Source organism: Bacteroidales bacterium (assembly GCA_021157585.1).
GTDB lineage: Bacteria > Bacteroidota > Bacteroidia > Bacteroidales > UBA12170 > UBA12170.
The window spans coordinates 18420-30657 of the sequence record JAGGWH010000129.1; the positions used below are offsets into that span (position 1 = coordinate 18420).

General features: G+C 33.9%; 9 protein-coding genes. 7 read left to right on the plus strand and 2 right to left on the minus strand.

What is annotated here, in order from left to right; all coding sequences use genetic code 11:
• The first annotated feature begins 58 nt into the window (after positions 1-58).
• The 6 genes from rocD to J7K39_09075 all read left to right on the plus strand — a co-directional run bounded on the left by rocD (position 59) and on the right by J7K39_09075 (position 9813).
• Complete coding sequence (gene rocD, locus J7K39_09050; GenBank protein MCD6180035.1) at positions 59-1279, plus strand: ornithine--oxo-acid transaminase; 1221 nt, start codon at positions 59-61, stop codon at positions 1277-1279.
• Positions 1280-1509: 230 nt separating this feature from the next.
• Complete coding sequence (locus J7K39_09055; protein ID MCD6180036.1) at positions 1510-3024, plus strand: glutamate--tRNA ligase; 1515 nt, start codon at positions 1510-1512, stop codon at positions 3022-3024.
• Between the two features lie 156 nt (positions 3025-3180).
• Positions 3181-4575 carry a TolC family protein gene (locus J7K39_09060; GenBank protein MCD6180037.1) on the plus strand — a complete coding sequence of 465 codons (1395 nt, stop codon included), beginning with the start codon at positions 3181-3183 and terminating at the stop codon, positions 4573-4575.
• A 12-nt stretch (positions 4576-4587) separates the two neighbouring features.
• Positions 4588-5199, plus strand: a complete 612-nt coding sequence (locus tag J7K39_09065; GenBank protein MCD6180038.1) for a TetR/AcrR family transcriptional regulator — start codon at positions 4588-4590, stop codon at positions 5197-5199.
• 54 nt (positions 5200-5253) lie between these two features.
• Entirely contained in the window at positions 5254-6387 is a 1134-nt protein-coding gene (locus J7K39_09070) for an efflux RND transporter periplasmic adaptor subunit (GenBank protein MCD6180039.1), read from the plus strand.
• A gap of 18 nt (positions 6388-6405) precedes the next feature.
• Complete coding sequence (locus J7K39_09075; protein ID MCD6180040.1) at positions 6406-9813, plus strand: efflux RND transporter permease subunit; 3408 nt, start codon at positions 6406-6408, stop codon at positions 9811-9813.
• 6 nt (positions 9814-9819) lie between these two features.
• Here J7K39_09075 and J7K39_09080 read toward each other — a convergent pair whose 3' ends face one another.
• Positions 9820-10638, minus strand: coding sequence for a class I SAM-dependent methyltransferase (locus tag J7K39_09080; protein ID MCD6180041.1), 819 nt, complete (start codon positions 10636-10638; stop codon positions 9820-9822).
• An 8-nt stretch (positions 10639-10646) separates the two neighbouring features.
• Positions 10647-10988 carry a 30S ribosome-binding factor RbfA gene (gene rbfA, locus J7K39_09085; protein ID MCD6180042.1) on the minus strand — a complete coding sequence of 114 codons (342 nt, stop codon included), beginning with the start codon at positions 10986-10988 and terminating at the stop codon, positions 10647-10649.
• A 145-nt stretch (positions 10989-11133) separates the two neighbouring features.
• Between rbfA and nadE the strand changes: the two genes are divergently transcribed.
• Positions 11134-12238: NAD(+) synthase (gene nadE, locus J7K39_09090; GenBank protein ID MCD6180043.1), on the plus strand; the 1105-nt coding region annotated here is incomplete at its 3' end.

Below are 12238 nucleotides of genomic sequence, written 5' to 3' on the forward strand. Positions count from 1 at the left end.
CAATTTTCTAAGAAATATTATCTTTGCCAAATAAAAATAAAATCTAAACGTAAAAAATATGGCCAGTAAAATATCTTCAAAAATAGCCATGGAGTTGGAAGACAACTATGGTGCGCATAATTATCATCCATTACCCGTTGTTCTTGCAAAGGGCGAAGGAGCTTTGGTGTGGGATGCCGAAGGAAAGAAATATTATGATTTTTTATCTGCGTATTCAGCTGTAAATCAGGGGCATTGCCACCCAAAGATTATTGGTGCTCTGAAAGATCAAGCCGATATACTTACATTGACTTCTCGTGCATTTTTTAATGATGTATTAGGGGAATATGAAAAATATATTACAGAGTATTTTGGTTATGATAAAGTTTTACCAATGAATACCGGTGCCGAAGCTGATGAAACAGCTTTGAAGTTAGCACGAAAATGGGGTTATGAAAAGAAAGGGATTCCTGAAAATCAGGCTAAAATTATTGTTTGTGCCAATAACTTTCACGGAAGAACAATTACCATTATTTCTATGTCTACTGATCCGGATGCATACAAAGGCTTTGGCCCTTATACTCCCGGCTTTGTTACCGTTCCTTATAACGACATAGATGCTTTGAATAAAGAACTTGAAGATCCAAATGTTGCAGCATTTCTTGTTGAACCTATTCAGGGCGAAGCCGGTGTTTATGTTCCTGAAGAAGGATATCTAAAAAAAGCTTTTGATGCCTGTAAAGCCAAGAATGTGCTTTTTATTGCCGATGAAGTTCAAACTGGTATTGCTCGTACAGGAAAACTTTTGGCTTGTGATCACGAAAATGTAAAACCTGATATTTTGATTTTGGGTAAAGCACTTTCTGGTGGCGTTCTTCCCGTTTCGGCTGTTCTTGCTAATGACGATATTATGCTTGTTATTAAGCCCGGAGAACACGGTTCTACTTTTGGCGGAAATCCTTTGGCTGCTAAGGTAGCTATAGCTGCTTTGGAAGTTGTTAAGGAAGAGAAATTGGCCGAGCGTGCAGAAAAATTAGGGAAAGTATTTAGAGATGCAATGAGTGCTATCGATTCCGATATGATAGAATTAGTTAGAGGAAAAGGTCTGCTTAATGCCATTATCATCAAGCCTAAAAATGGTAAAGAAGCTTGGGATGTATGTGTAAAAATGGCCGAAAACGGTGTGCTTGCTAAACCTACACACGGACATATAATTCGCTTTGCACCACCTTTGGTTATTACCGAAGAGCAATTAGCCGATGCTATCGAGCGTATTAAAAAATCTATTTTAGAGTTTTAATAAGCTTATAATTGAAATAATTATGACTCCTTATCTTTCGGGTAAGGAGTTTTTTTGTGTTTTACTTTGTCAGAAAGGTGGAATCCGAAATTCACTAATTTATGTTCTCCAAAAGGATAATATAAGTTAGCCGTAAATTTTAGGTTCTCTTTAATTATAAATTTCAACAGTTATTCTTTTTAACCTACGGTCATCTTGTTTACCTTTGCAAGCGATTTAAAAAAAGAAATATGTCAAATCAAATTCGATTGCGTTTTGCTCCAAGTCCAACAGGTCCATTACATATGGGTGGTGTTCGTACGGCATTGTATAACTATTTATTCGCTAAAAAATTAAAAGGGGAATTTATTCTGCGTATAGAGGATACCGATCAGACCAGATTTGTAGCCGGAGCAGAAGATTATATTAAAGAGTCTTTAGCTTGGTGTGGTATTGAATTTGACGAAGGTGTAGACGGAAAAGGTAAATATGGCCCTTATAAACAGTCTGAACGTAAAGAACTTTATAGCAAATATGCGCAAGAATTAGTAAGTAGTGGTTGGGCTTATTATGCTTTTGATAGTTCAGAAGAACTTAATAGTTTGCGTGAAAAAGCGGAAAGTAAAGGCGAAGTTTTTACTTATAATATTGCAAGTCGAGCTAATTTAAATAACTCTTTAAATCTCACTACTGACGAAGTAGAAAAAAAGATAGAAGCCGGTGATGCTTTTGTTATTCGTTTTAAAATGCCCGAAAATAGAGAAGTAGTTTTTTCCGATTTAATCCGTGGAGAAGTTAGCGTTAAAACAGCTATGCTGGATGATAAGGTGTTGTATAAATCAGACGGAATGCCAACCTACCACTTAGCTAATATTGTTGATGATCATTTAATGGAAATATCACATGTTATTCGCGGTGAGGAATGGTTACCTTCGGCTCCTTTACATATTCTGCTTTACGAAGCTCTTGCTTGGAAAGCTCCTGAATTTGCCCATTTACCTATTATTTTAAAACCCGTGGGAAAAGGGAAATTAAGTAAGCGTGATGGCGATAAAATGGGCTTTCCTGTCTTTCCTATTCAATGGAAAGATCCTAAAAATGGCGATATCTTTTCAGGCTATCGAGAAGAAGGTTATTTCCCTGAAGCATTTGTAAATATGCTTGCGCTTTTAGGTTGGAATCCGGGAACTGAGCAAGAAATTTTTTCAATGGAAGACTTGATTAACTCTTTCTCTTTGGAACGTGTTGGAAAATCAGGTTCTAAATTCGATCCTGAAAAAACCAAATGGTTTAATCAACAATACTTACGTGCTAAGCCAAATCTTGAATTAGTCGAATTATTTCAAACCGAACTTCGTGAAAAACAAATTGAAATAGATGATAATAGGCTTGAAGGTATTATTGGTTTAGTAAAAGAAAGAGCTGTTTTTGTGTCGGATTTATGGGATCAAACGTATTTCTTTTTCCGAGCTCCAAAAGAATTTAATCCCAAAGTGGCCAAAAAACGTTGGAAGGCAAATACTCCACAAATTATTGGTGATTTAGTCGATTTGTTTTCGCAATCAGAAAATTGGGAAGCCGAAACTTTACATAATATTGCAGCAAATTATATTGAGCAAAATGGCTTGGGCTTTGGTGCAGTAATGAATGCTTTGCGTCTTGCCATTGTTGGCGACAGTAAAGGCCCCGATTTATTCCGTATTATTAGCTTTATTGGTCGTGAAGATACATTGAACCGCTTAAGTTTTGCTTTAAAGACAATTTAGTCTTACTGGTATTCTTTCTTAATATTCTTCTATAACTCTGTGATTTATATACTTCACATAATTTTCTGCTAAACTAAGGAAACTTTTTACCTATTTATAGTTTCTGTAGGGGAATAATATATTATCTTTGCCCCAAAATTGACAGAAAACAGTATTATGCAAAAACTATTTATTGCACTGCTCTTATTAATTACTTTTCGGTTAGGAGCGCAAGAAAGTACAAACCTCAGTAAGGCTTTTAGTGTTGATGAAGCCATAGCCTATGGTTTAGAAAATAATTATAATTTAAAAAACGCAAAAACAGATGTAGAAATAGCTAAAAAAGTAGTAAAAGAAACCACAGCTATAGGCTTACCACAAGCTAATGCAAGCATCTCAAACACAAACTATATTGATATACCCACAACCCTTATGCCCGACTTTATTTCTCCCGCTGTTTATGGAGTAAATCAAAATGCTTTTGGCTTAGTACCTCTAACCCCCTTGCCCGATGTAGTAGAAACTTTCCCCGTAAAATTTGGGACAAAATACAATGCCAAAGCCGACTTAAGTATCAACCAACTTGTGTTTAGCGGTGAATATTTAATTGCTCTAAAAGCATCTAAAACTTTCCTTAAACAATCTACCCAAGCGGTTATAAAAACAGAGCAAGAGCTCAGAGAGTTAATTAGCAAAAGTTATTTTTTAGTTTTATCGCTTCGCGAACAGAAAAAGATACTGGAAAAAAGCCTGGTTGCCAATGAGAAATTATTAGCAGAAACCAAACAAATGCATGAAAATGGTTTTATTGAAGACACCGATATATCTCAATTAGAAATTGTTATTAATAATCTAAATATTAACGTAAGTCATCTTGAGAGTGAATCGATAACGGCTTTAAATTATTTAAAAATGAATTTAGGGATGAGCTTAGAAACAGATTTGATTTTGACAGATAAGCTTAGTAATTTGCTAGAATCTTCGCTTTTATCCGATACTAAAACTTTTGTATTAGAACAAAATATCGATTTTCAAATAATGCAAACACAAGTAGCATTAGCCGATTTGCAAATAAAACGTTCTCAATCTACTTATTTACCACAGCTCAGTGCTTTTTTTAGTGCTCAGACTAATGCTATGCGCGATAAATTTAATTTTCTCAATTCGAAAGAGACTTGGTTTCCAACAACTGTTTGGGGTTTTAATTTTAATATTCCTATTTGGAGTTCAGGAAGTCGATCTTCAAAAGTGCAGCAAGCTAAATTAAGTAAGTTAAAACTAAACGAATCCTCAAAACAACTAAATGCCACATTAAATTTAGCTGTTCAAACTGCTGAGAATAATTTTAAACTACATTTAAAAGAGTATCAAAACAGCCTAAAGAATATAGAATTAAGCGAACATATATACCAAAAAACACAAACAAAATTTAAAGAGGGGCTGACTTCAAGCTTTGACTTGATTCAAGCTCATAACAATTTTCTAAATGCTAGTGGTAGTTATACGGCTTCTGTCTTTAATGTGTTAAACGACAGGGTATTACTCAATCGCCTATATAGTCGTTCAATATAATAAATTAAGATTATGGAATCAAAAACTACAGAATTTCTGAAAACAGTTTTAAGCCTTTATTCCAAATATGGAATCAAGAGTGTAACTATGGACGATGTTTCGAGAGAACTCGGAATATCAAAAAAAACTCTTTACAATTTTGTATCCGATAAAAACGAATTAGTTGAAAAGGTTATTGATTTTCAGTGTAAAGAGCGGTTAGAGTGGATGAAGAGCCTTAATTTAGATAAACTGCCAGCTTTAGAAGAGGTTGTTCAGGTTAGTAAAATGATAAATAAAATGGTAGCTGAATTCAATCCTTCTTTTCATTACGATTTGTCTAAATATTATGCAGTGATATATAAAAAAATGATGAAAATAAATCATGAGTCTATGGCAAAATCGATGTTTCAGAACTTAAAAAAAGGGAAAAAGGAAGGGTATTACCGTTCTGATCTGAATGAAGAAATTATTGTTAATATGCATATAGTTAATGTCGAAAATTTAGCCGAAAAAGGTTTTTATAATTCACAAAATGAAAGTCCGGAAGAAGTTCAGCGCGAATTATTCAGTTATCATATGCATGCTATTTTAAATCAAAAGGGACTTAAGGAATATTATCGCTTATTAAATTCGGAAAAATAATTAAACACATATCCATTTATAATGAATCAAATGTTTTTGCTAAATACCATAAAAATGAAAATAATCAGATTATTCAGTTTGCTTTTAAGTTTTGGAATACTTTTTATTTCCTGTTCTACCAACGAAATTGAAGAAAAAAAAGATAATCTTCAAAAGAAAAAAGAAGAGTTAGCTACTTTAAAAGTGGAAATAAAAACTTTAGAAACAGAATTAAAATCCTTGATTCCTGAAACTACAGAAAAAGGTACAGCTGTTAACGTACTATCACTAACTCCCCAGGCTTTTAGTCATAGCTTTGAAGTAAATGCCAGTTTAGAAGCAGTACAATCGGCTTTGGTTAGTCCTGAAATGGGAGGGCAAGTAGTGGAGATTTTGGTAAAAGAAGGTGATAAAGTTAAAAGCGGTCAACTACTGGCAAAATTAAATACACGTGTTCTTGAAAGTAGTATAAAAGAGCTGAGAGTTGCTCTCGATTTAGCAAATAAAGTATATAATAAACAACAAAAACTGTGGAAACAAAAGATTGGTTCGGAAATGGATTTTCTTACTGCCAAAAACGGTAAAGAATCGCTTGAGGCAAAGTTAAGCACTTTGCAAACACAATTAGAAATGGCAGTTATTACATCGCCAATAAATGGTATTGTAGATAAAATTACACTTAAAGTTGGCGAAATGGCAACGCCGGGAATGGCAATGATGCATATTGTAAACTTAGATGAGTTTTATTTACATGCCGATGTTGCCGAAGCTCATTTAGCTTCGTTAAAAGTTGGTGATCCTGTTGAGATATATTTTCCAAGCTTTCCGAAATTAAATAAAAAAAGTAAAATTTATCGTATAGGTCAAGTTATTAACCCCGAAAACAGATCTTTTCTTACCGAAGTAAAACTCAAAAATACTAATGGATTTTTAAAACCTAATATGCTTGCTTTAACTCGTTTTATCGACTTTTATCAAAAAGATGCTATAGTTGTTCCAACATCAATAATTAAAAATGATTTTAAAGGATCATATCTTTATATAGTTCAACAAAAGGAAGGTGCTTTTTTTGCAAAAAAGACATATGTTGAAACAGGATATACTATGGAAAACAAAACCAATATTATAAGCGGCTTAGGTTTTGGTCAACAAATTATTACTGAAGGTTATAATAAAATTGTTGATGGAAGTAAATTGGTGATTTTATAAATACGAAAGCCTGTTAAAATGAAAGAAAAAGACACCGTTTTTAGAGAGTTTAAGCTAAGTAGTTTAGCACTTAAAAATAAAAATACAATTTATTTACTTACCGGTATATTATTGTTTTTTGGTATTTATTCTTATACCACTTTGCCAAAAGAACTTTTCCCCGAAGTTTATTATCCTACGATAATGGTTATGACACCCTACCCGGGTAATCCGCCATTAGATATGGAAAATTTAGTTACTCGTCCTTTGGAAAAAGAAATTGATAGAGTTAAAGGATTAAAAAAAATTACTTCAACATCTTCTCAGGATATATCGGCAATTTTTGTTGAGTTTAACCCCGGTATAGAAATTAGTACGGCCTTACGCGAAGTTAAGGATGCTGTTGATAAAGCCAAGGATGATTTGCCTGATGATTTGCCCAGCGATCCTATTGTAAACGATATTGATTTTTCAGAGTTTCCCGTGATAAATGTCAATATGTATGGTGATTATTCTGTAAATGAGCTCAAACATTTTGCCGAATATATTGAGGATGAATTAGAAGATATAGATGAAATATCCAAAGTAGAAATAAAAGGAATTACCGAAAGGGAAATAAAAATCAATGTAGATCTACATCAAATGGAAGCAAAAAAAATTAGCTTTAATGATATAGAATCTGCTATTGCCAATGAAAATATAAGTATCTCAGGTGGCGAATTAAAAGTTGGTGGAAATGTACGTTCTGTTCGTGTTATTGGCGAGTTTACCAATATGCAACAGATTGAAAATGTAATTGTTAAAAGAGAAAAAAATAATATTGTTTACTTAAAAGATATTGCCGATGTTATTTATGGCTATAAAGATTTAGAGAGCTACGCTCGATTAAATAAACAGTCGGTTGTTTCTTTACAAGTGGTAAAAAAAAGCGGCGAAAACCTGCTTTCAGCAATCGACCATTTATTCGAAAAATTTGATATCGCCAGAGAAAGCGGTGCTTTACCGGCCGATTTAAGTATAACTTATACAAACGATCAATCGGAAGTAGTACGTTCGCAACTTTCTAATTTGGAAAACAGCTTAATTATGGGAATAATTCTTGTTGTTTTGGTTCTCTTCTTTTTTCTTGGTACGCGGAATTCCCTATTTGTGGGTTTTGCTATTCCTATGACGATGTTTTTGTCTTTTGTAGTTTTTAATTTCCTCGATTACCGAATCAATATGATTATTCTTTTCGGATTAATATTGGCTTTAGGAATGTTGGTGGATAATGCAATAGTGGTAGTTGAGAATATTTACCGGTTTATGGCTGAAGGTTATGAAAAAGGTGAAGCAACCCGATTAGCTGTTGGCGAAATAGCAATCCCTATTATTGCTTCTACCGCAACTACTTTGGCAGCATTTTTCCCTCTTTTATTCTGGGATAGTTTAATGGGAGAATTTATGAAATTCCTTCCAATAACCCTTATCATAGTGCTTACATCATCTCTTTTTGTTGCATTAATTATTATTCCGGTTTTAACGGCAAAGTTTATGAAACTAGGTGCGGAAAAAGAAAAAGTAAATGTTAAGCAAGCTGGTATTGTAGTTGCTGTTTTAGTCGCCATTTCCATAATAGCTTATATTTTAGGAGCAAATACTATTGGTAGTTTATCTGCTTTTTTTGCATTAATGGGAGTTTTAAATATCCTTTTTCTAAACCGTGTTGGTATTTGGTTTAAGGATGTTCTTTTAGTTTGGTTGGAAAATTATTATGAAAAAATAATTCATTTTGCCATTAAGAAACATAATTCCGGATGGTTTATTTTAGGAACTATAGTTTTAATGTTTTTAACTATTGGTTTTTTGCAATTAAGAGAACCTAAAATGGTATTTTTCCCTTCTACATATCCAAAGTTTATTAATATTTCTGCGGAACTTCCTATAGGAACAGAATTAAGCACCACTAATGAGTTTATGAAAAAACTCGAAAATCGTGTTATTGAAATTTTAGAACCAAATAAGCAAATTGTAAAATCGGTTTTAACTACCGTAGGAAAAGGAGCAGTTGGTCAAAACGAAGGATTTAATATCTCCGATACACCTAATAAAGGACTTATTACCGTTCATTTTATTGACTTTGAAGATAGAGGAGGCGTAAACACTTTCGATATTTTAAAAGAGATGAGTGATAAACTGATAGGTAAATATCCATTAGCCTCAATATCTGTTGAAAAACCTAATGAGGGTCCTCCTACCGGAAAACCTATCAGTATAGAAATTAGCGGAAAGAAATTTGAAACGCTGCTTTCTTTAACTGACTCTATTCAACATTTAATAGAAGCCGAGAATATTTCAGGTATTGAAGGCTTGCATATTGATTTGGATGTTGGAAATCCTGAATTATTAGTACATATCGATAGGGATAAAACAAGACGTTTTGGTGTATCAACAGGACAAATTGCAATGACAATCAGAACGGCTCTTTTCGGGAAAGAAATTAGTAGTTTTAAAGAAGGGGAGGACGAATATCCTATTCAACTTCATTTAAAGGAAAAGTATCGTAATAATATTTCTGCTTTAATGAATCAAAAAATTACTTTCCGTAATCAATCAAACGGACGTATTGTTCAAGTTCCTATATCGGCAATAGCCAATATAGAATATAGCACAACTTACGGAGCAGTAAAACGTAAAAATATAAATCGTGTCATCACTCTGTATTCTAATGTGTTAGAAGGGTATAACTCTACCGAAATTAATAATCAAATAAGGCCTCTTTTAGCTACTTTTGATATGCCCGATGGATATAAATATGAAATTACCGGAGAGCAAGAAGAGCAAGCAAAATCATTAGAGTTTCTTTTTGTGGCTTTAATTACTGCTGTGGCTTTGATTATGATAATTCTTGTTAGTCAGTTTAATTCTGTTGTAAAGCCCGCCATAATAGTCGCAAGCGTTTTGTTTAGTACCATTGGCGTGATGGGCGGAATTGCTACTTTTAAAATGAATTTTGTAGTAATTATGACCGGAATTGGAATAGTTTCTTTAGCCGGCGTGGTTGTGAATAATGCTATAGTTTTGCTCGATTATGTCGATTTACTAAAGAAAAGAAAACGTGAAAAATTAGGCTTAGAAGAAGGCGCTTTGCTCTCCATTGCCGATACCGAACAATGTGTTGAGCAAGCAGGGAAAACTCGTTTGCGTCCTGTGCTTTTAACAGCTATTACTACTATTTTAGGATTGCTGCCGATGGCGGTTGGTTTAAATATTAATTTCTATACGGCATTAAGTGAATTTGATGCGCAGATTTTTTTCGGAGGTGATAATGCTGCTTTTTGGGGTCCATTATCTTGGACTATAATTTTCGGTCTTACTTTCGCTACTTTTTTAACTTTAGTAATTGTCCCCGCTATGTATCAATTCTTATATAAGATTAAATATAAAATGAGTCGTATTTCAAATTAATATTAACTATTTCCACGCTTTTACAATAAGTCCAGTACCTGTTTTGTGTTTTAAGCTAACATCTAAATAGTTTAAAATCAAAGCAAAAGGGAAAGTGATTAAATAGTAAAAAGGGATAATGATAAAAAATACTTTTGAGATATTAAGAAGAAGTATGGGATATTTCATCGAGATTTTCCAAGAAATTTTCCCCGGCCATCCATAAGAATAATGAGCTTCTGATTTTGAAAATCCGGCTTCTTTAAGCTTTTCTTTAATTTCGGGAATACCATAACCATCACGCACGTGTTCGTCTATAAAAGAACTTTCGTCATTGTGATCATGTTCGTGATGATGAACGTCTGAGCCGCCTTGGTCGGAAGGCGTTGAGATTAAAAGCATTCCACCCGGTTTCATGCTTTTATAAAAGTTCTTAAATACTTGCACATCCTCTTCAATATGTTCCATCACATCAACGGATAAAACAAAATCATAGGTGTCAAGTTCCATAAATTTGGTCAAATCGGCGATAGCAAAAGAAGCGTTTTTTTGATCGATTTTCTCGAAAAAACCATTGCAATCATCAACTTGCTCTGATTTTACATCTACGCCTTTAATCCTAAAATTAGGATTGCGTTTGGCCATAAAAAAAGAATACTGTCCAAAGCCCATACCTGCATCTAAAATGGTGGCGGAATCTTGATTCTTCGACCAAGAATTAAAAGCTCGCTTTACATGCCAAGTGCGTAAAAGCAGAAGGTCGAGTAAGCGATAAAAAAGTTTACGAAGTTGAGGGTTAGTATTAAAAAAATTACCCAGACTGCGTTTAATGGGATCGTATTGCATAGTGAGGCTTAGTTTTCTTTTAGAATACGTTCAATATTTTCCAAATAATCCAAAGAGTCATCCTCAAAAAACTGAAGGGAAGGAATAACACGTAATTGATTTCTGACACGTTGACCCAAAATATAGCGCACTTCTTTAGTATGTTTATTTAGATTTGTAATTACTGCGGCATTATCTTTGGCTGCAAGTAAACTTACATATACTTTCGCAAGTGAAAGATCGGAAGTTACAGTTACTTTAGTTACCGTAAGCATAGCTCCTAAACCTAAGTTATTTTTATCTTTTTGTAAGATATCTCCAAGATCTCTTTGCAGAAGACGACTGATTTTTTGTTGACGTTGACTTTCCATGGCGCAAAAGTAAGAAATTAAAAAGTTCTAAGGATAAAAAGTTCAGAAGTTCAAATGGTTGAAGTTCCGTAAACGATTAGAGCATCAACTTATCAGCATATTAACTCATCAACTTTTCTATCTTTGTGGTCTAATATTTTATGTAATGAAAATAGCTATTGCACAACTGAATTATCATATAGGAAATTTCGAAAGCAACCAAAATAAAATGATTTCGGCTATTGCCGATGCAAAAAAACAAGGTGCTGATTTGGTGGTTTTTGCCGAGCTTGCCATTTCGGGTTATCCGCCTCGCGATTTTTTAGAGTTTGATGATTATATAGAGCGTTGTTGGAAGGCTACCGAAGAGGTTGCAAAAGCCTGCGTTGACATTGCTGCCGTTGTGGGATTACCTACGAAGAATAATACCGAAACAGGAAAGGCACTTTATAACTCGGCTGCCTTTTTAAATGAAGGTAAAATTAAAGATGTGCTGCATAAAAGCTTGCTTCCTACTTACGATATTTTTGATGAGTACCGCTATTTTGAACCAAATAAAGATTTCCATTGCGTTGATTATAAAGGTAAGCGATTGGCAATAACCGTATGTGAAGATATTTGGAATATTGGTGTTGATGATTTGTATAGCATTAAGCCGATGGATGAGCTGATAAAGGAAAACCCTGATGTTATGATTAATATTGCAGCCTCTCCTTTTCATACCGAGCAAGCAGAACGTAGGAAGGCGATTATGAAAGCCAATGTGGACAAATACAAACTTCCGCTTTTTTATGCTAACCATGTGGGCGCTCAAACAGAACTCTTATTTGATGGTGGCTCTTTGGCTTTTAATGCCCAAAGCGAAATGGTTGGAGAGCTGAATTATTTCGAAGAAGATTTGCAGGTTTTTGATTTGGATAATTTCCCAAAAGAGATTCAAGTAGAAGAAAAACCGGAGAAAATCGCTTTAATTCATGATGCTTTGGTAATGGGTATTAAAAATTACTTTCAGAAACTTGGTTTTAAAAAAGCAACTTTAGGATTATCAGGTGGAATAGATTCGGCTGTGGTTATGGCTTTAGCAGCCGAGGCTTTAGGTGCTGAAAATGTACATCCTTTCCTTTTACCGTCGCAGTATTCTTCAGATCACTCTATTAAAGATGCAGAAGATTTAGCAAAGAATTTAGGCTCTCCTTATGAGATTATCCCAATAAAATCTATTTACGAGAGCTTTGAAAAAGAACTAAAACCACATTTTAAAGATTTGCCCT

Bases quoted from the DNA above. Each gene is read 5' to 3' on its own strand.
- rocD (MCD6180035.1), top strand. From the start codon at position 59: ATGGCCAGTAAAATATCTTCAAAAATAGCCATGGAGTTGGAAGACAAC.
- J7K39_09055 (MCD6180036.1), top strand. From the start codon at position 1,510: ATGTCAAATCAAATTCGATTGCGTTTTGCTCCAAGTCCAACAGGTCCA.
- J7K39_09060 (MCD6180037.1), top strand. From the start codon at position 3,181: ATGCAAAAACTATTTATTGCACTGCTCTTATTAATTACTTTTCGGTTA.
- J7K39_09065 (MCD6180038.1), top strand. From the start codon at position 4,588: ATGGAATCAAAAACTACAGAATTTCTGAAAACAGTTTTAAGCCTTTAT.
- J7K39_09070 (MCD6180039.1), top strand. From the start codon at position 5,254: ATGAAAATAATCAGATTATTCAGTTTGCTTTTAAGTTTTGGAATACTT.
- J7K39_09075 (MCD6180040.1), top strand. From the start codon at position 6,406: ATGAAAGAAAAAGACACCGTTTTTAGAGAGTTTAAGCTAAGTAGTTTA.
- J7K39_09080 (MCD6180041.1), bottom strand. From the start codon at position 10,638: ATGCAATACGATCCCATTAAACGCAGTCTGGGTAATTTTTTTAATACT.
- rbfA (MCD6180042.1), bottom strand. From the start codon at position 10,988: ATGGAAAGTCAACGTCAACAAAAAATCAGTCGTCTTCTGCAAAGAGAT.